At 59.3% G+C, this 19,614-nt stretch carries 18 protein-coding genes; 6 read left to right on the top strand and 12 right to left on the bottom strand.

The annotated features are described in order from the left end of the window. Positions 1 to 22: 22 nt before the first annotated feature. Complete coding sequence (pdsA, locus tag G5306_RS13760; protein ID WP_421262938.1) at positions 23 to 622, bottom strand: periplasmic diheme shuttle PdsA; 600 nt, start codon at positions 620 to 622, stop codon at positions 23 to 25. 258 nt (positions 623 to 880) lie between these two features. On the opposite strand from pdsA, the gene G5306_RS13755 reads away from it, so the two are divergent. From G5306_RS13755 to G5306_RS13745, 3 genes are read left to right on the top strand one after another with little or no spacing between them, the layout of a single operon-like run. Then, positions 881 to 2,965, top strand: a complete 2,085-nt coding sequence (locus tag G5306_RS13755; protein WP_421262828.1) for an OmcA/MtrC family decaheme c-type cytochrome — start codon at positions 881 to 883, stop codon at positions 2,963 to 2,965. Positions 2,966 to 3,020: 55 nt separating this feature from the next. After that, on the top strand, positions 3,021 to 3,995 hold the full coding sequence (locus tag G5306_RS13750) for a DmsE family decaheme c-type cytochrome (RefSeq protein ID WP_227342431.1): 975 nt from the start codon (positions 3,021 to 3,023) through the stop codon (positions 3,993 to 3,995). 11 nt (positions 3,996 to 4,006) lie between these two features. Further along, complete coding sequence (locus G5306_RS13745) at positions 4,007 to 5,992, top strand: MtrB/PioB family decaheme-associated outer membrane protein (protein ID WP_421312995.1); 1,986 nt, start codon at positions 4,007 to 4,009, stop codon at positions 5,990 to 5,992. A 391-nt stretch (positions 5,993 to 6,383) separates the two neighbouring features. Here G5306_RS13745 and G5306_RS13740 read toward each other — a convergent pair whose 3' ends face one another. The 8 genes from G5306_RS13740 to G5306_RS13705 form a co-directional block, all read right to left on the bottom strand. Continuing rightward, positions 6,384 to 7,139: a substrate-binding periplasmic protein gene (locus tag G5306_RS13740; protein WP_216953321.1), complete on the bottom strand. Its 756-nt coding sequence runs from the start codon at positions 7,137 to 7,139 to the stop codon at positions 6,384 to 6,386. A 127-nt stretch (positions 7,140 to 7,266) separates the two neighbouring features. Continuing rightward, the gene (locus G5306_RS13735) at positions 7,267 to 8,022 is read right to left on the bottom strand and encodes a substrate-binding periplasmic protein (protein ID WP_216953322.1); all 756 of its coding nucleotides are present in this window, start codon (positions 8,020 to 8,022) and stop codon (positions 7,267 to 7,269) included. Positions 8,023 to 8,144: 122 nt separating this feature from the next. Beyond that, entirely contained in the window at positions 8,145 to 8,891 is a 747-nt protein-coding gene (locus G5306_RS13730; protein WP_421312994.1) for a substrate-binding periplasmic protein, read from the bottom strand. Between the two features lie 71 nt (positions 8,892 to 8,962). Next, a complete protein-coding gene (locus G5306_RS13725) occupies positions 8,963 to 9,481 on the bottom strand; it encodes a GDYXXLXY domain-containing protein (RefSeq protein ID WP_421312993.1) in 519 nt (172 codons plus the stop codon). Further along, positions 9,478 to 10,482, bottom strand: a complete 1,005-nt coding sequence (locus tag G5306_RS13720) for a DUF4401 domain-containing protein (RefSeq protein ID WP_421312992.1) — start codon at positions 10,480 to 10,482, stop codon at positions 9,478 to 9,480. Before G5306_RS13720 ends, G5306_RS13725 begins: the two co-directional genes overlap by 4 nt. Next, positions 10,475 to 11,413 carry a DUF2157 domain-containing protein gene (locus G5306_RS13715; RefSeq protein ID WP_216962134.1) on the bottom strand — a complete coding sequence of 313 codons (939 nt, stop codon included), beginning with the start codon at positions 11,411 to 11,413 and terminating at the stop codon, positions 10,475 to 10,477. The genes G5306_RS13720 and G5306_RS13715 overlap by 8 nt, the downstream gene beginning before the upstream one ends. Before the next feature lie 164 nt (positions 11,414 to 11,577). Beyond that, the gene (locus tag G5306_RS13710; RefSeq protein WP_005337386.1) at positions 11,578 to 12,135 is read right to left on the bottom strand and encodes a TMEM165/GDT1 family protein; all 558 of its coding nucleotides are present in this window, start codon (positions 12,133 to 12,135) and stop codon (positions 11,578 to 11,580) included. A 259-nt stretch (positions 12,136 to 12,394) separates the two neighbouring features. Further along, positions 12,395 to 12,724 carry a translation initiation factor gene (locus G5306_RS13705; protein WP_005337385.1) on the bottom strand — a complete coding sequence of 110 codons (330 nt, stop codon included), beginning with the start codon at positions 12,722 to 12,724 and terminating at the stop codon, positions 12,395 to 12,397. A 119-nt stretch (positions 12,725 to 12,843) separates the two neighbouring features. Here G5306_RS13705 and G5306_RS13700 point away from each other — a divergent pair, with 119 nt between their 5' ends. From G5306_RS13700 to G5306_RS13690, 3 genes are all read left to right on the top strand, one after another. Beyond that, positions 12,844 to 13,071 (top strand): FeoA family protein, encoded by a 228-nt coding sequence (locus tag G5306_RS13700; protein ID WP_005337384.1) that lies wholly within the window; start codon positions 12,844 to 12,846, stop codon positions 13,069 to 13,071. A gap of 128 nt (positions 13,072 to 13,199) precedes the next feature. Further along, entirely contained in the window at positions 13,200 to 15,473 is a 2,274-nt protein-coding gene (gene feoB, locus G5306_RS13695; RefSeq protein WP_266135580.1) for a Fe(2+) transporter permease subunit FeoB, read from the top strand. Continuing rightward, positions 15,470 to 15,709 (top strand): FeoC-like transcriptional regulator, encoded by a 240-nt coding sequence (locus G5306_RS13690; RefSeq protein ID WP_005350974.1) that lies wholly within the window; start codon positions 15,470 to 15,472, stop codon positions 15,707 to 15,709. The genes feoB and G5306_RS13690 overlap by 4 nt, the downstream gene beginning before the upstream one ends. 99 nt (positions 15,710 to 15,808) lie before the next feature. Here G5306_RS13690 and G5306_RS13685 read toward each other — a convergent pair whose 3' ends face one another. From G5306_RS13685 to G5306_RS13675, 3 genes are all read right to left on the bottom strand, one after another. Next, a complete protein-coding gene (locus G5306_RS13685; protein WP_320545978.1) occupies positions 15,809 to 16,459 on the bottom strand; it encodes a DUF2913 family protein in 651 nt (216 codons plus the stop codon). A gap of 98 nt (positions 16,460 to 16,557) precedes the next feature. Further along, a complete protein-coding gene (locus G5306_RS13680) occupies positions 16,558 to 17,853 on the bottom strand; it encodes a DEAD/DEAH box helicase (RefSeq protein WP_202005518.1) in 1,296 nt (431 codons plus the stop codon). Positions 17,854 to 18,195: 342 nt separating this feature from the next. Beyond that, positions 18,196 to 19,611, bottom strand: coding sequence for an FAD-dependent oxidoreductase (locus tag G5306_RS13675; RefSeq protein WP_421312991.1), 1,416 nt, complete (start codon positions 19,609 to 19,611; stop codon positions 18,196 to 18,198). Between the last annotated feature and the right edge of the window lie 3 nt (positions 19,612 to 19,614).

Below are 19,614 nucleotides of genomic sequence, written 5' to 3'. Positions count from 1 at the left end.
TGGATAAACCTGACCGCTTTGGTTATTGCTGGCTGGCGTAGTACTCGGCCAACGCCTGGAGATCGGCATCACTCATGGCAATGATGGCGTTATTCATCTTCTCGTCATTGCTGCGCTTGCCGGCCTTGAACTCTTGCAGGGCCATCAGTATGTAACCTTTTGGCTGACCGGAGAGGATGGAGGCTTCATCGTCGGCAACGGAGCCACCTTCGGAGTGACACTTCTTGCAACCTGACTCCTCATGCAGTTTTTGTCCTGCTTTGGCCAGTGCGGCATCGAACGGCTGCTTCATCGGCTGGTAGGGCAGTTCGGCATAGTAAGCTGCCAATTCGTCGATCTGATCGTCGCTAAGACCCTTAACAATGTCGGTCATGTTTCCCTGTTTGCTGGTGTCACCGGTGACATGATTAACGGTCTTAGCAGGGCGGCCATCTAGGTAGCTTCGCATCTGCTCCGCAAGATTAGATTCTGCTATTCCGGCGATTGTCGGAATATCTGTATGTGAGCTGATCCCCTGATTACCGTGACATGCGTTACATGTTTTGGCCATCTCGTCGACCCCGGCAAAGGCTGGCCCAATTGAACCAATCAACAGAGATAACCCCACCACTTCCCATTTCATGCTTCGCTTCATTTTGCACTCCCTTTGACATAAAAATCGAAAAAGACAGCTTATACCGTTTTTTTATTCGAAAAAGTGGGCTCAGTCCCGCTTTTGAGACTTCTGTCAACGTCGAGAGCCACATAAACCTTATAATTTGGGTGGAAATGGTTTTTGACCAAGGTGGGGCTCAAAAGGCTTCAATGTTGCATGTTTTTGGGACTTTTCTGAGACAGCTCATACATGAAATAAAAAATCCGATAAAAAAGGATAAACAAGATGAAATACTGGAAAGCGCTGGTGGCAGCTGCAATGGTGCTCACCCTCTCGGCCTGTGGTGGCGGGGGGGATGGCAGTGATAAGAGTGAGCCACCCACCCCTCCTCCAGGAACCCCTGGATCTCTGATTATCTCGGCGTCGACACCGGTTCTCACCCCGGATGGTCAGCTCTCGGTACAGTTCAACGTGACGGACAAACAGGGCTCGGGTTACGACCTGGGCGCTACGATCCCCTCATTCACCCTCAACAAGATGATCCCCGGCCGCGATGCCACACGTGAAGACCCGGCCATCTGGAAGAGTTTTATCTACCGTTCCGGCAAAGCCACCAGTGAAAACAGCGGCAAGCTGGAGTCACTGGGCAATGGGCAATATCGCTACACCTTTGCTATTAACCCCACCACAGTGCCGGATCCCTATCCTGCTGATTCACAGAGCAACAATGGCGTGATTAGTTGGGATGAAACGGCGACTCATCGTGTGGGTATCTTTTTTGGTGGCAGTAACAATGTCCCCGTCACCAACTATGTGCTGGACTGGGTGCCGGCTGGGACGCGCGCCGCTTTGACCCGGGATATCGTGGATCAGAGCAGTTGTAACAGTTGTCACATGAAGCAAGCGATCAAACACGCGGATCGCGCTGACCCCAAACTCTGTGTCACCTGTCACAACGAGAGCAATCCGGCCATTGCTACCCGCCGCTCTCTGACGACCATAGTGCACAAGTACCATGGCAATCTGGATAGTACGGATACCAAGACGGTCAGCCACTTCCCGCAAGACTCGCGCAACTGCGATACCTGTCACAAGGACGCCACGCCAGCCACCCTCAATGCCGGTAACTGGCAACATGCCCAGGAAAAAGCGTGTGGTGCCTGTCATGCCGATTCAACCAGCTCCACAGGTTTTGATGCTCACATCACTGGCAAGATAAACAGTGGCGCAGTCTGCACCCAGTGCCATGGCGCTGATCCGGCCAGCAGCAAGTCCCCCTACATGGTCCACCTGGGTTACATGGCCAACGAGGCGATTGGACGCGACAAGCTGCAGTTCACGTTCGATGACGTTCGCTATGCCGCTCCCAATATCGAGATCGAACTGACCGTCACCGTCGACGGTACGCCGGCCGAGAGCGTTAATGACGTGCTGAAATATGTCAAAGATGGCAATCCGGCCATTCTGGTCAATTGGGATCAGGGCCAGGGATTCGAGCTGGCCACCACCAATCCGCAGACCTTCGTCTCTGGCAACAAGATCGAGTTCAGCAAGTGTGTCAGCCAGGGCACAGGCCGCTTCCTGTGCAGCAAAGAGACGGGCAACGAGGTCAACGGCACCCTGGCTGCGACCATCGCTGACTTGAGAGTCTGTGTGGCGCGTAAAGCCGATCGCAACGGGGCGTTTGCCGCAGGGGATCTGCTGCCTTGCAGCAGTACTGCCAGCGCACTCTCCCTGATCGCCATCAATCCGGTCAGCGCCTACTTCCGTGCCGAAGGGGGCATCGACAGCAGCTATCTGCTCAAGGCCGGTGCGGATCTCGCTTCCTGCAACAGTTGTCACAAGGATCTGGCAGTCCACATGAGCAATCATGCGGCCAAGGATATGAGCCAGTGCACCAGTTGCCACAACGCGACCCGTACCTCGTTCTATGCGGGGGTGCCGGGGGACCTGAAATATCACGTCCACTCCTTCCACGCGCTGGGCGCCAAACATGGGGGAAGTGCTACCTTCCCGGGCGATATCAGCAACTGCGAGTCCTGTCATACCCAGGGGCAATACAACCTGCCCAACCAGCAGAACGCGCGCCCCTCTCTGGTCGCCACCACGGCTGACAACAAACAGCCCAAATACTTCAGCCCGGTGCTGGTGGTCTGCTCCAGCTGCCACCTCAAATCACCGCTGGGGTTGGTCAAGCCGGATAGCCCGGTGGCAGGGGATGAGTGGGCTACCCACATGAAGAATAACGGCGCCGTCTTTGGTGCAGAGACGATCGAAGCCGCAACCGGTGTTGAACAGTGTGCCTCTTGCCATGCCGTCGGGCAGGAGCAGGGTGTCGACAAGGTTCACAAGGTCTACGACTTCCGTTGATGAAATCCTGCGGTCAGGGGGTAACCCCTGGCCCTTCGCCGTTGAAGGAAACAAGATGAAAAAGACCATCACGCAGTGGTTATTGGCTGGCATGCTGGCCCTGAGCTGCCTGTCAGCCTGGGCCAAGAGCGATGCCGCGCAACCCGCTGGCGATGCAGATCCGCGACTCCAGATTGAATCGGCTCTGGACAAGAAATTTGACCAGGGAAAATACTCCCCGAAGGGAGCTGATACCTGCCTCAAGTGCCACGATTCAGATTCACGCAAACCCGCGACCGGCATATTCCACAGTGTGCACGGCAATCTGGGCAACCAGAATGGCCCCATGGCCGACCGGCAGTGTGAAGCTTGTCATGGTCCGGCAGGCAACCACACGCGCAATCCTCGCAAAGGAGAGAAACGGGAGCCGATGATCACCTTTGGTCCCGATTCACCTGTGCCGGTCGAGAAGCAGAACAGTGTCTGTCTCTCCTGTCATACCGATACCAACCGGATGGGCTGGCATGCCAGTGTTCATGCGGTCGAGGATCTCTCCTGTACCAGCTGCCACACATTGCACCAGGCCAAGGATCCGGTGATGGACAGCAAGAAACAGGTCGAGACCTGCACCAGCTGCCATGCCGCAGAGAAATCGGATCTGCACAAGCGCACCAGTCATCCCATCCTGAATGGCGAAATGCCCTGCTCCAGCTGCCACAACCCGCATCAGTCACAAAATGAGGCCAGCCTGAAACAGCCAACCGTCAACGAGAGCTGTTACGAGTGCCATGCCGAGAAGCGGGGCCCCTTCCTGTGGGAGCACGAACCGGTGACCGAGGATTGCTCTCTATGCCACAGCCCCCACGGTTCCATCAATCAGGCGCTGCTCAACAAGCGCGTGCCCCAGTTGTGTCAGGAGTGTCACAGCGCCCCCCATGCCAACGTGTCCATCCCCGAGGGGGATCTCAAGGTGCGCGGCGGCAGTTGCCTGAACTGTCATAACCAGATCCACGGGACCAACCATCCGAATGGGCAGTCCCTGCGACGTTGAGGAGAGAAGTCATGAAACATTCAACACTTTGGCTCTCCTTGCTGACCATCTTCTCGGCCCATGCCACCGAGGAGCCGCTGGCTGTCGAGGATTACTCTCTGCAATCGGCCAGGGAGGCCAAAACCGCGCGCTGGCGCTGCGCATCCTGTGAAAGCGAGAGTGGCTGGTTTGGTGAGGTGGGGCTGGGGACAGGCTACATCAACGATGATGGCGCGACCCGTTTTCGCAACTGGGTGCCCGCCGCCAACGATACCGGCATGCTGGGGATCTTCAACGCTGACCTGCAGTATCGGGGGGAGGGATCCCGTTATGGGGCACTCGAGGCCAGGGATCTCGGAATGCGCCGTTTCAGCATGGCACTGGAGCAAGGGTACTATGATGGCGCGCGCGCCAAAATTGGCTACTCCGAAACCCCCTTCTACTGGAACAGCCATGGCAAGAGCGTCTATCGCCCTGACGATACACCGATGACGGCTGGCGCTCTGGCCGAATTTGACAAGGAGGTGGTCCGCAAGAAGTTGACCATGGGGCTTGCCTATACCCCCAAGAGCCCATGGCGCCCTTATGCCGATTTCTCTTATGAGAAAAAAGAGGCAACGCTGACCACTTATCAGTCCAGCATCCCGGGGATAGGCAGCATGCCGGGCTTTGTACCCAAGCTGGTCGATGGCAGCAGTACCACCCTGGTCAAGAGTGGCATCAGCTACCTGGGTGAAGGCTGGCTGGTTGATCTGGCCTACAACGGCTCACTCTATCGCAACGAGGAGACCGCATTCTATTTCGGTTCGGCCAGCGACCCCTATGCCAATGAGCGGGCTTACGAACCCGACAACAGCTTCCATCAGGTCAGTTTGTCCGGCCAGTACAACTGGAACCGGCAGAGTCTGAGCGGTCGCATTCTCAGCAGTCGAGCAACGTCGGATGGCAATCTAGCCGCCTTCCGGCAGGTGCCGATCACCCAGAGCGATTTCCACGGCGAGATCGATACCATCCAGACCAATGCCAAATGGGTGGGGCGTTTTGGCCGGGATTTGACTCTGCGTGCCGGGGGCGAATACCGGGATCGGCAGGACAACTCGGACAAGCAGGTTGTTATTGGCAAACAACGGCAGCCGGGGGATCGTTCTCACAGTAAAGCCAATCTGGAAGCGGATTACCGCCTTAGTCGATCGGTCAAGGTAACCGGGGGTTACCAGTATCGTGCCGATGAACGGGAGTACGCGGATCGTCGCAAGACGGATGAGCAGACATTGTTCCTCAAGAGTCGCTATCGCCCGGTGGGTGATCTGCAACTGGGGGGGAAACTCTCCTGGAGCACCCGGGATGGCTCTGAGTGGAAGAATAACAATACCAATGTCAGCCCGACCTTGCGTCAGTTCTATCTGGCCAATCGTGACAGGTTCGAGCTGCGTGGCGATCTGCAGTATGCCTTCAGCGAGCAGTTAAGCTCCTCGCTGGAAGGGTGGTGGGCACGGGCAAACTATCCGGAGCCTGACATCGGACTCAGTGAAGGGGAGGACTATGGTATCGATCTGACCCTTAACCAGCAGTTTGATGAGAATCTCAGTGGCCATCTCTTCAGCAATGTACAGTGGATCACCTCAAGCCAGAACCATGCTTACACCGGTGCCCCGGACTGGGATCCCTATTCGACCCGGGTTCGTGACCAAATCACTACTCTGGGAGTGGGTCTAAGCCAGAAGAAGGCGTTTGATTTGGCGCTGGAACTGGGGGTGGATTACAGCTTCTCCTATGGCCGTGGCCAGACAGATGCCAGCAAGGGTTATGACTACCCCGACCTGACCAGCAAGCAACACCGTCTAGAAGGCTATGCCCTCTATCAGCTCGACGAGAAGCAGTCACTGCGCTGGGATATGCGCTACGAGTTCTACCACGATGTGGACTACCTCTACACCGGTGAGGAGTACAGCATGGGTCATGTTAACCAGAACTATAACGGTTACTTCACCGCTATCTCCTGGCTCTACAAGTTCTAACGCCGCAAGTGCCACAAGGGGAGCCTGGCTCCCCTTTTTCATGCCCGGCACAGACACCCGAATGCGGATAGCAATTGATGCCTGGATGCCGCGAGGCATGTTGCTATCTAATTGATTTTCTATATTTCAGATCTTCCCAGCAGCTGGGTTGCGTGGCGGCACTGCGACGTTAGGCCGCTGATCTTGTGTGGCGCCGAACGGGCCGATCGGTTGATGGTGGGCGACAAGTGGCGGGTGTGAATGGCGCCGTCGTGGGGCTCGATATCGAACAGCTTATCGCCCTTCACAAGGTGGCTGCTGCTGTGCTGGTACGTGGCCAGGTGAGAGCAAACGGTAAAAAGCGAAGGGGCCCGCAGCGGGCCCCTTGTTGTTGGCGCTTTTCGCTGCGCCGCTATTTGGCGGCGGGGGCAGGGAAGTATTTGCTGTGCAGCAGCGGGTATTCACTGCTCGCCAGCACCTGGGTCAAGCCGGTCTGGAACTCTTTGACCAGTTCGTCGCTTACCGGATGGCTGAAGGCGAAGCAGAACTGCTCCGAGCTAAGTACCCACTGCTCCTTGAAGCGGGCGGGGTCGAGTTTTTGCTCGACGATCAGCTGTTCCATGGTGGTTTTGTTGGTGGAGACCAGATCGATTCGACCTGAGGTGAGCATCTTCAGCGCTTGTGCCAGCCGATTGGCTGCCATCAGCTTGGTCTCGTCAAAGCCGTTGTTGAGTAGCAACTGTTCTCCCACATCAGCCCGTACCGCCCCGATATTGAATGCTTTGGCATCATCGAGCTTGGTGATGGTGATATTGCGCTCGGCCAACCCTACCAGCACGATTTCGGCGTAACCGATGGGACAGGCCCATTTGAACAGAGGATCCCGCGCCTGGGTGCGGGCGGTGGAGAAGAGTACCGCATTGGGCTTTTGGGTCAGCAGGTAGTAACCGCGCGCCCAAGGCATGATGGTGATGGGCTGCGCCGGGGTATTGGTCTTTTTCCATACCAGTTGCAGCAGTTCGACCGCGAGGCCGGTGGGGGCGCCACTGGCATCGGCGTAGTTGTAGGGTTTGTACTCTTCGGTAATGTAGTGAAGCTTTGCCAGCTCGGGGCTGGCGTTGGCAAAGGAGGTAACAAGCAGTGTGGCCAACCCGATCCATGGTTTCATTTCTCTATCCTGCTCAAGGGAATACCTATGCTCAATTGTGACCAAGCCGGATGATTTCGCCAAGGCGGGTTTGCAGTTTGGCAAAAAGTGCAGGAGGCCGCCGGCATGTTGTGCTGTGTTGCGAGGGTCAGAGAGACTGGCGCAGTGGCAGGTATTTGGCTTGCAGTTGCGAAAATTGAGGGGAGGCCCGGGCACGATCCAGAGCTTGTTGAAAGCGGCTTATATCCCTGTCTGGCACCTGACGGCTAAAGGCATAGCAGAGTGGCTTGCTGTCGAGCACAAAGGCCACATTGAAGTCATTCAGATCCATGTTGAGGTCCTTGAGGGTTTGATAGCCGACCAGCTTGTTGGTAGCAAAGAGATGGGTACGGCCCGAGGCGAGCATTTTGGCCGCCTGGCTGAGACGGTTTGCCTCGACAAGGTTGCTTTCATCCAGACCCCGCTCCTGCAACAGCTGACTCGATACGGTCGAGCGCACCACCGCAATCTTGTATTGTTTCATTTGTTCGGCAGAGACAAGGGTCAGCTTGTCAGCTGCGCGGCCAAGCAGCACAAAGTCCGAGTTGTCGATGGGGCAGGCCCACTTGAAAAGCGCTTCCCGTTCGGGTGTCCGTGCGGTGGCAAACAGCACCACATTGTGCTTGCTGCTTAGTTCTTTGTAGCCGCGGGCCCACGGCAGAATGCGTATTGGTTGGGGGGAAAGGTCACTATATTGCCAGATCATCTGCAGCAGTTCGACGGCAAGGCCGGTGGGCTGACCCTCTGCGTCACTGAAGTTAAAAGGCGGGGAGATTTCGGTGCAGTATTCGAGCTTGTCCAGATCTGCACGGGCAAAGCTGGCCCACAGAAGGAGTAGGATGTGGGAGAGATGCCATTTCCGCATGGAAGAGATCCTTCACTATATCGACGATGCCAAACAGTGTGACGGCTCGAGTTCGCAATAGCCAGCTCCTTGACGGGCAACCATAGTGCGACTGAGGGGGCCATTCCAGCTGCAGCCGAGAGTCAGCGCACCGGCAGGTATTTGGCCTGCAATTTGCGAAACTCCTCCGAAGCGAGGGCGCGGGTCAGGCCCTGCTGAAAGAGGGTGATCTCGCTGTCGGGCACCTGACGGCTGAAGGCGTAGCAGAGCTGCTCGGCGCTCAGCACCATGGCCACGTTGAAGTCGTCGCTGCTCAGCTTCAGTTCGCGGATGGCGTCATATCCCGCCAGCTTGCTGGTGGCGAGCAGGTCGGCGCGGCCGGAGAGCAGCATCTTCAACCCCTGCGACAGGCGGTTGGCCGGGATGATGTTGTTGTCATCCATGCCGTTGTTGAGCAGCAGCTGTTCGGCTGCATCCGAGCGCACCGCGCTGATCTTGTACTGGCTCATCTGTTCGAAGGCGGTCAGGGTGATGTTCCGCGCTTTGCGGCCCAGCAGTATGTATTCCGAGTAGCCGATGGGGCAGACCCACTTGAAGAGATCCTCCCGCGCCTGGGTGCGGGCGGTGGAGAAGAGCACCACGTTGGGCTTCTGGGTTAGCAAGTAATAACCTCGCGCCCAGGGCAGGATGCGCACCGGCTGGGGCGTCACGCCGCTGTGTTGCCAGATCATCTGCAGCAGATCGACCGCAAGCCCGGTGGGCTGGCCTTGCGGATCGCTGTAGTTGTAGGGGGGGTACTCTTCGGTGAGGTACTCGAGCTTGCCCAGATCAGCCCGGGCCGTCGAGGCCCAGCAGAGCAGCAACAGATGACAGATCAGCCATATCCTCATTGGGAACATCCTTAGCGATCAACCTTCCCTTGAGTGTGACCATGAACAGAGTAAATAGCCACTCACGGCCGTTACCAGCGGGCGCGGGTCTGCCCGATGGGCTGGTAGGCCTCATCCCGCAGCCCCACCAGCAGGGTCTTGCCATCGGCTTGCAGCCGGAACTCGCCGTAGCGGGTCGTTTCGTACTGCTCCCCCGTGCCCTCTTCAAAGAAGTAGGCATCGGGGCCGATCTGCCACTGCCGCTCGCTCTGGTGTACCTGCAATAGCCGCTCATCGCTGGCGAGCCGATCCGGTTTGCCATCGACCACCAGAGTGGCTACCTGATGGGCATCGAGGCGGATCACCAGGGTGTCGCTGCCCTTGTCTTGAGTCGCACGGGCGTCGCGGCTGGTCAGCTCGCGGGCAATTTCATAGTTGAGCCGCATGTAATCCCCCTGCATCAGAGAGCGGGGATCGACTGGGGCGAGTCGCAGCAGCACCACTTCGCCGCTGCTCATGGCGTGCTCATAGCGCCAGACGGTGGCATTGATGCCTGCCAGGATGGCGAGGCCGCTCAGCAACAGGGCGAGTTGTCGGGTCACAGGTTTCATGAGTCGCTCCTTGCCGCAAAGGTGGTGAGCAGCTGGCGGGCCACCAGCAGCAGGATGCCGGAGCCCAGCAGCAGCCAGGATTTGGTCATCAGGGTGAGCCCCAGATCGTAGTAATAGAGGGAGCCATAACCGAGCAGCAGCAGGGCCGAGAGGGTCATCAGCCCCAGACTGCCGGCATAAAACCCGAGGATCAGCACCAGTGCGCCTGCCCCCATGCCGGGGATGATGGCACTGATCAGCACCAGTGGCAGGCCAAACAGCAGGGGGAGCTTGAGTTTCACCATCACCGCCAGCAGCAGGGCGGCGCAGATCAGGGGATTGAGCCAGAGCGGCAGGCGGGACAGCCCCAGTTCGTCCAGCACGCTGCTGCCGCCATCCCAGAGCGGATGGTGCAGGCGGCCCAGCACCAGCAGGGAGAGGGCCAGCCCCAGCGTGATGGAGTGGTAGAGTTGGTGACGGGCGGGATCCCTATCTGCCCGCAGCCAGCAGAAGGTGATGGCCGCCATCACCAGCGGCAGCGCCAGCAGTTGCAGCCCGAGGCAAGCGAGGCCAAGGGTGAGCAGCAGGGCCGCCGCCACGCTGTGAAACAGCCGCACCAGCCAGTGATCGAACAGCACGGCGATGGCAAGGGACAGCAGGCACAACCCAAACCAGAGCAGGGCATGATGGAGATCCAGCTGATCGAGCAGGCCATAGAGCAGCCAGGCATCGGCCGCTAGGGTGAGGGCCAGCACGAACTGATCCCAGAGATCGCCGCTTTGGCTGCGATTGAGGGCGTAGGCCCCCGCCAGCAGCACGGCCCCGAGCAGCAGGGCGCTGTTGGCCTCGCGGGTCAGCTGTTCGAAGGTGAGAAACAGGAAAAAGAGCAGGAACAGGGCGGCAATCCACCCCACCAGCCCCAGCATAAAGCGGCTCGACCAGTGGGGCTGGGTATCACTGGGCTGATCCCCTTCCACCAGATTGGCCTGTTGCAGTGCTTGCCAAAGGGTCAGATCACTCATGAGACCTCCGTTGTTGTTGCAGCCAGCGGGCGGCGGTGACAGAAAGGCCGATGGCAATCAGGCTCAGCAGCAAGAAGCCGTTGATGTCGGGCTCCATCCACTTGCCCAGCGCCGCGAGGATGACGGCAATCAGGCTGAGGCACCCCATGGCGAGTCCGGCGATAAATCTGTGGTGCCACAGGGCATAGGCCGCAGCGAGCCAGCCAAGCCAGAGCGGCCACACCAGCGGGGAGGCGACATCAAACAGCGCCAGCAGGGTGAGCAGGGTGGCCCCCAGACCGGCAGCAAGGCCCGCCAGCCAGCTTGGCATCAGGCGCCAGCGGTTTGGCGCCAGCAGAAGCAGACCCCAGAGGGCGGCGTTGAGCAGGGTAAGGCACCAGCCCAATCCCTCTTCATCGAAGGTAAAGAAGAACGTGAACAAACCGAGCCGCCAGTAGAGCACCAGCGCCAGCTGGCCGAGCAGCCAGCTTAAGGTCCAGAGCAGGGGACTTTGGCCAAATGCCGCCAGCGGCACCAGCATCAGCGCCCAGGTGGCGAACAGTTGCCAGGGATCGGCGCCGGTCTGGTAGGTCTGACCCACCAGCGCCAGCAGGGCACCGATATTGAGGGCGATGGCGAGCAGCAGCGCCTGACGGGGGGTATCCCCAAGGGGTTTGCGCCACAGCAGAAGCAGCATGGCGAGCAGCGGCGCCTCCAGCAGGGCGAGGCGGGAGACCCGGCCCAACTCCTGCCAGTTGAAGGCAACGAAGAAGATGAGGCCAGCCCCGATGCAGAGGGCGCCGAGCCAGAGCAGCAGCCGGTCAAACAGCCACTGCCAGCGCGCCGGATGGGGGGGAAGATCGGCGAGGGTCAGGGCGTCCGCCAGCTTCTCTGGCGCCAGCCGTCCCTGTTTGACCCATTCGAGAAGCGTCTCTCTTGATACGTTGTGCATGGGGGGACTCCACGAGGTTTGCCCCATTATGGCATGAGGTCCCCGCAACCGTGCACTGCCCCTTGGCTGTAGGGCAGGTGGTTGCGACAGCGGGTTACGCACTAGACAAAGCAGCAAACAAAAAAGCCCTCCGAGGTGGAGGGCTTGGTCAGCGGAAAAGGCGATCAGGCAAAGATCAGGGTGCTCACCCCGAGGCCGACGAAGAGGATGGCGCAGGCGATGCGGATCCCCTTGAGCGGCAGCTTGTCTGCCCCCAGCTTGCCGATCAGCACCACCGGCACGTTGGCCAGCATCATGCCGAGGGTGGTGCCGGTAATGACCTGTACCAGCGAATCATATTTGGCGGCCAGCAGCACGGTGGCGATCTGGGTCTTGTCGCCAATCTCGGCGATGAAGAAGAGCACGAAGGTGGCCATAAAGGGGCCGTATTTATCCAGCGAGCTCTCCTCGTCATCCATCTTGTCCGGCACCAAAATCCAGATAGCCATGGCGATAAAGGCGATGGCGACCAGCCAGGTCATTATCTTGGGATCGAGCCAGCGGCTGATGAACTCACCAATCCAGGCAGCGCCCGCATGGTTGAGCAAGGTAGCCGCCAGCATGCCGGCGATGATGGGCCAGGGCTTGCGAAAACGGCAGATGAGCAGCAACGCCAACAGCTGGGTTTTATCGCCGATCTCGGCAATAGCGACGCTGAGGGTTGAGGTTAACAAGGCTTCCATAAAAATGACCGGGGGACGGAATTGTTATAAACCAAAGACAAGCCTGCGCCATCCGTCCCCGGTATTGGCACTGGCCCGTCAAAGGTCTTGTCAAATCCATGGCTGGCATGGATCACCCTGACCATGGTGATTTGGCACCAAGTATGTTGATCAGGGTCGCAAACCGGTATTCATGCAATGGATGGCACCGGCGTGCGAGACTACTCCCCCTCGATGGGAGCGGGCATTCTAGGGAAAAACCGCATGAGTGACAAGGGGATCAGCCACCCACCAGCTTGACGCTGAAACCGGCTTTCTCCAGCTCGGTTTTGATCAGGTCCCGTTTATCCCCCTGGATCTCGATCACTCCCTCCTTGATACCGCCTCCGGTGCCGCACTTTTTCTTGAGCAGGGTGGCCAGGGATTTTTGCTGATCGGCGGGTACGCCATGAATGGTGATCACCCCGGCGCCCTTGCGCCCTTTGGTCTCGCGGCGAATGCGCACGGTGCCGTCAGTGGGGAAGGGGGAGGCGGATTGGGGAGCGCTCTGCTCCTTGATCATGCCGCCATCTGTGCTGTAAACGAGGCGGCTGTTGTTGTCGTGACTCATGGCATTACTTTATGGGTTAGCTAAGCGGAGTTTGATTTTACTCAAATAAAAGTTGAAGACACAGCTTATAATGCCCCAAGTAAAAGAGAATTATTATTGTTTAACTTCAGGAGTCAGTCATGGTACTCACGCAGTTGTCACCGGGACAGAGTGCTCGCATCAAGAATATGAATCAGCTCGCCCGGCCGCTGCGCCGCAAACTGATGGTGATGGGCCTGTTGCCCCAGACTGAAGTCATTTATCTGCGCTCCGCCCCCCTGGGGGACCCGCTCCAGATCCAGTGCCAGGGGATCTGTCTCTCCATGCAAAAGAGTCTGGCCCAGCAAATAGAAGTCGAGCCGGTATAACCCCCTGTTCGGCTACCGCTTCGGTCAAGAAAGTCACCGGGAGCGGTTCAGAGACAAGAAGTCGAACCTGCAAAGCAGCTTGCCACTCGCACGCGGTGGGTTCAGAAGAAAATAGAGGTAGAGCTGGTATGAATTATTCCCTGGTAACGGTAGGTAACCCCAATAGCGGTAAGACCTCCCTGTTCAACGCCCTGACCGGCGCCCGCCAGCAGGTAGGCAACTGGAGTGGCGTCACCGTAGACAAGAAGATGGGTGAGTTCAGCGCGGGTGAGCATCACTTCAAGCTGATGGATCTGCCCGGCATCTATAGCCTGGCGGGTCAGGATGGCAGTCTGGACGAGCAGATCGCCAGCCGCTTTGCCCAGGGCCAACAACCCGACCTGCTGCTCAACGTCATCGACGCCGCCAATCTGGAGCGCTCCCTCTACCTCACGCTGCAACTGCGCGAACTGGGCCTGCCCATGGTGGTGGTGCTCAACAAGCTGGATATCCTGCAAAAGCGCCGCATCGTCATCGACGATAGCAAGCTCGGCAAATCCCTCGGTTGCCCTGTAGTGGCCCTCTCTGCCCACAACAGCAAGCAGGTTGCCGCCTTCAAGCAGCAGATCCGGCAGTTTATCGGTCAGCCGCAAGCAGCCTTGCAACTCGATTACGGCCAAGAGCTTGAAACCGATCTGGCGGAGCTGGAGACCCTGCTCGCCCCGCATCACCTCACTACCCGTGGCCGCGCCCTGCGCCTGCTGGAAGAGGATGCGGTGATGCAGGAGACCCTGCTGCCCGGTCAGCAGGCGGCCGCCGCCAATGTGGTAGCTCGCGCTCATCAAGGGCAGGATATCGACCTGCAACTGGCAGATATCCGCTACGGCCATATCCACCAGTGGGTACAACAGGCTCGCCAGCAGAAGGGCAAGCTCACCGAGGCCCAGAGTGAGTGGCTGGATCGGGTGCTGCTCAATCGCTGGATTGGCATCCCCTTCTTCCTGTTTGTCATGTACCTGATGTTCATGTTCGCCATCAAGGTGGGCAGTGCCTTTATCGACTTCTTCGACATCATGGGCGGCGCCCTGTTTGTCGATGGGGTGCACCACCTGCTGGGGCTGATCAATGCCCCCGAATGGTTGGGCGCCATTCTGGCTGACGGCTTCGGGGTTGGTTTGCAGACCGTGGCCACCTTTATTCCGGTGATTGGTTGCCTCTATCTGTTCCTCGCGGTACTGGAGAGCTCCGGCTATCTGGCCCGCGCCGCCTTCGTGGTGGATGCCCTGATGCGCCGCCTCGGCCTGCCGGGCAAGGCGTTCGTGCCGATGCTGATGGGCTTTGGCTGTACCGTCCCCTCGGTGATGGCGACCCGTACCCTCAACTCCGAGCGGGAGCGGCTGATGACCTCCGCCATGGCCCCCTTCATGTCGTGCGGTGCCCGTCTGCCGGTTTACGCCCTGTTTGCGGTGGCCTTCTTCCCTGAATCAGGCCAGAACCTGGTGTTCGGTCTCTACCTCATCGGTATTCTGGTGGCGGTGCTCACTGGCCTGCTGCTGCGCAATACCCTGCTGCCGGGCAAGAGCGACTCCATGGTGATGGAGATGCCGGATTACGAGTGGCCGCGTCCTGTCAACGTTGCCATCAAGACCTGGCAGAAGCTCAAATCCTTCGTCTTTGGCGCCGGTAAAACCATCGTGCTGGTGGTTGCCGTGCTGAGCGTGCTTAACTCCCTGGGTACCGATGGCAGTTTTGGCCATCAGGAGCAGGAGAGCTCGGTCCTGAGCAAGATCAGCCAGGCGGTGACCCCGGTGCTGCACCCCATCGGTGTGCGCGATGACAACTGGCAGGCTACGGTCGGTATCGTCACCGGTATCTTCGCCAAAGAGGCGGTGGTCGGTACCCTCAACAGCCTCTACGCCGGTGGTGGCGCAGATGAAGAGGAGGCGAGCGAGTTCTCGCTGGTGGCCAGCTTCCATGAGGCGATCGATGCCGTGGCAGCCAATCTGGCGGAGATCAACCCGAGCGACCCTATGGGGCTTGATGTTGGCAACCTCGACGACCAGAAAGCTGCCGCCGAGGCGCAGGAAGTGGATGTCTCCACCTACGGCAACATGCAGACCCACTTCGATGGGGCGGCTGGTGCCTTTGCCTACCTCTTGTTCGTGCTGCTCTACATGCCTTGCGCCGCCGCCATGGGTGCCCTGGTGCGGGAAACCGGTCGCCAGTGGGCCCTCTTTACCGCGGCCTGGTGCAACTATATGGCCTTTATGTGCGCGACCCTCTTCTATCAGGTGGCCACCTTCGCCGCTCATCCGGAGCAGAGCCTGTTCTGGATCGTCAGCTATGGCCTCTCTCTGGTACTGCTCTGGTGGGCCGGTCGCCGTCACGGTGACATCGTCGCCCGCAAGGTGGTGACCTTATGATCCTGCGCGAGCTGGGGGATTACCTCGCCGCGCAGCAGAAGGTGAGCCGGCGTGATCTGGCTCGCCACTTCCACACCTCGGAAGATGCGGTGGAGGCCATGCTCGGCGTCTGGATGCGCAAGGGGCGGGTCATCAAGCGCGAGAGTCGGGTCTGTGGTGGCAGTTGCTGCGGCAAGAGCGAAGAGGTGATGTTCGAGTGGTGTGACGCGGGCCAGATTGGCATCAAGATCCGCTAAACGACTACCAGACCTCATCACCAAACATCGAACAATAAAAAACGGCAGGCCCTGCTTTAAATGAGGGTCTGCCGTTTTTATTGCTGAAAACAGGCGAGATCAGGCGCTCTGGCGAGCCTCGCTCAGCAGTGCCAGCGCCGGTTGGGCGTTGTCCGGCATCAGCCGGTAGGCCTTGTGGTGTTTGACCAGGGTGGCTTTCTTGTTGCCCTGGCTCAGCAGCAGGCCGTGCTTGAAGGCCGCCTCGGCCAGCACCTTCTCTTCACCGCGCACATAGAGGGTGAGGGGTTTGACAAGCTCACCGTCCTCGATATGGCCTTCATATTCGCTATGGCTTACCACCAGACTCGCCTGACCGCCCGATTGTAGGCGCAGCTTGGCGTCCACCTCGCTCTCGGTCAGCACCAGCCAGCCTGCTGCTGAGAGCTCCTCCAGCAGGGCAGCCAGCTTGGCCCCCAGTTGTTGCGGGTTGGTCATGGCGCACTGGTATTGGAAGGCGATGCGCGCAAGCAATCCCTTGAGATCGGCACCCGCGCCCAGGGTGCGGCCAAGCTGCACCCAAGCTTTCAAATCTTCCATCACCAGACGGGAGAAGCGCTTCTCCTTGAGGGAGTCGGCCATCCAGGTGCAGAGAAAGTGGCTCTCTTGGGCTGGAGTGCGCTTGCCCGCCTTTTGTTCGGCGGTGCGGGCCAGTTCGGCCAGGCTCTGGGTGGCCATCTCGAGCAGGGCCTGATTGTAGGTCGGAGAGGTCATAAGCAATCCTTCAGTTGACCACCAGGGGTCAACACCGATGACAGAGATGGCAAAGGCGCCAGTGGCGCCTTTGCGGTTCAATAGAGCAACTGCCCGCCTTATTTCGGCTGACGGGGCTTCTTGGCGGCGGCCAGACGCTTGAGGCGCTGACCCTGCAGCTTGGCTTCGGCCATCACCTGGGCTACGGCGTTATCTTCACGCTGCGGCCGCTTGCCGAAGCGGCGACGCTCCTGCAAATGCTTGATCAACTCGTCACGGCTGCTCACCTCATAGCCCGGCACCATGATGCGGCGGATCTTCTGGCCGATCAGGGCCTCGATCTCCAGCAGGGTACGCTCCTCTTCACGGCTGACGAAGGAGATGGCCATGCCGCGCTTGCCGGCACGACCGGTACGGCCGATACGGTGCACGTAATCTTCCGCCAGGAACGGCAGATCATAGTTGACCACATATTCCAGATCCGGAATGTCCAGACCACGGGCGGCCACTTCGGTGGCCACCAGTACCCGTACCTTGCCTTCCATGAATTCGCGCAGGGCGCGGCGACGGTTGCCCTGGGCCTTCTCGCCATGGACCACGGCGGACTTGATGCCGTCGAGGTTCAGCTCCTCGACCAGCACATCACAGCTTTCGCGGGTACTGGCGAACACCAGCACCTGCTGCCAGTTCTGTTTGCCAATCAGCTCTGAGAGCAGCTCGCGCTTGCGCTTCTGCTCGACCGGATAGACGGTGTGGCTGACGGTGTCGGCGGTGGAGTTCTGCTTGTTGACGCTGACGATCTGCGGGCGATCCAGCATCAGGTTGGCCAGCTTCTTCACCGCGTCGGAGAAGGTGGCGGAGAAGAGCAGGTTCTGACGGGTCTTGTTGACCGCTTGCAGGATCTTTTGCACATCGGCACTGAAGCCCATGTCGAGGATGCGATCCGCTTCATCCATCACCAGACACTCGACGCCGGAGAGGCTGAGGTTGCAGGCGGTGAGGTGCTCCAGCAGACGGCCCGGGGTGGCCACAATGATGTGTGCGCCCGCTTTGAGCTTCTTGGCCTGCACGTCCTGCTTGCCACCACCGACGATGGTGATGGTGGTGATATCGAGATACTTGGCGAAGTCATTGATGTTGCTCGCCACCTGAGCCGCCAGCTCGCGGGTCGGGGTCAGGATCAGCACACGGGCGTTGGAAGGCTGGACCGGAGCCGGATTGTCTACCAGACGTTGCAAGATGGGCAGGGCGAAGGCGGCGGTCTTGCCGGTACCGGTCTGGGCGCTGGCCAGCACATCGCGGCCACGGCGAATGGCCGGGATCGCCTGTTGCTGCACAGGGGTCATCTCCTGATAACCGCAATCTGAGACAGCACGCAAAATCTCGGGGGCAAAATCGAACGATTCAAATCTCATAATGGGTTCCTGTGTTCCAGCTGGGGTGTGTTTGGCTTGGTTAGCTCGGCATGAGCGAGACGGAGGTTGTAACCACCGACGGCTGCGCCTGACATCAAGTCAGAGAGTGAGCCGGAAAATGGCGGGCGCGAAGTGTAACAGATAGACGTCACAAATTCTGCCTCAAATGGTTGGAGTTTTTCCCGTGGCAGTTGCCCAGTGTAGGAGCCATCGCAAGGCACTGCATCTAGTTATCTTCACGGCTGCCAGGAGCGTATGAGCGGTTGGTGAGCGCGCATAGAAAATCAGCCCCGCATTGGCGGGGCTGACTGTTAGGGAACATCACGGCTGTGGCCGGTCAGATCAGACCGCCAGATAGTCCATGATCCCTTCGGCCGCTTTGCGCCCTTCGTAGATGGCGGTCACCACCAGATCGGAGCCACGCACCGCGTCGCCACCGGCGAACACCTTGGGATTGCTGGTCTGGAAGGCATATTCCGCCTGCTCGCGGGCCTTGATGCGATCCCGGTTATCGAGCTCGATGCCGAACTCCGCCATCCAGGGTTGGGGGTTGGGCTGGAAGCCAAACGCCATCACTACCGCATCGGCGGCCAACACCTGCTCGGAGCCCTCGATGACCACCGGATTGCGGCGGCCATAGGCATCGGGTTCACCCAGCTCGGTGCTCACTACCTTGATGCCGACGGTGCGACCGCTGGCATCCAGCTCGACCGCTACCGGTTGCAGGTTGAACATGAACTCAACCCCCTCCTCGCGGGCATTTTTCACCTCCCGCTTGGAGCCCGGCATGTTCTCCTCGTCGCGGCGATAAGCGCAGATAACCTTGTCAGCCCCCTGACGGATGGCGGTCCGCACGCAGTCCATGGCGGTATCACCACCGCCCAGCACCACCACCTGCTTGCCAGCGAAGTCGATGTAGTCGGCTTGCGCCTTCTCAAAGCCCAGCAACCGGTTGGCGTTGGCGATGAGGTAGGGCAGGGCGTCATAGACTCCCGGCGCCTCTTCGTTGGCAAAGCCGCCCTTCATGTACTTGTAGGTACCGACCCCGAGGAAGACCGCATCGAACTCGCCGAGCAGGTCGGCGAAGGTGATGTCCTTGCCCACTTCGGTCTCGAGACGAAACTCCACGCCCATCCCCTGGAAGATCTCGCGGCGACGCTGCATCACCTCTTTTTCCAGCTTGAAGGAGGGGATGCCGAAGGTAAGCAGGCCACCGATCTCCGGATACTTGTCAAACACCACCGGGGTGACGCCATTGCGTGCCAGCACATCGGCGCAGGCGAGACCCGCTGGGCCGGCGCCGATGACGGCGACCCGCTTGCCGGTCTTGACCACGTTCGAGAGATCGGGCTTCCAGCCCATCTCGAACGCCTTGTCGGTGATGTATTTTTCGATGTTGCCGATGGTCACCGCGCCGAAGCGATCATTGAGGGTGCAGGAGCCCTCACAGAGGCGATCCTGCGGGCAGACCCGACCGCATACTTCCGGCAGGCTGTTTGTCTGGTGGGAGAGCTCCACCGCCTCCAGAATGCGCCCCTCTTTGGCCAGTTTCAGCCAGTTGGGGATGTAGTTGTGGACCGGGCACTTCCACTCGCAGTAGGGGTTGCCGCACTCGAGGCAGCGATCCGCCTGCATCTGTACCTGCGGCTGATTGAAGGACTCGTAGATCTCCACAAACTGGATTTTGCGGATCTTAAGCGGCTTCTTGGGCGGGTCAACCCGCTGGACATCGATAAACTGGAATACGTTCTGGCTCATAGG

Source organism: Aeromonas sp. 603404, assembly GCF_049171775.1.
GTDB classification, from domain to species: domain Bacteria; phylum Pseudomonadota; class Gammaproteobacteria; order Enterobacterales; family Aeromonadaceae; genus Aeromonas; species Aeromonas veronii_A.
The sequence above is the reverse complement of the archived record's forward strand: the minus strand, read 5'-3'. Positions and strand labels throughout refer to the sequence as shown.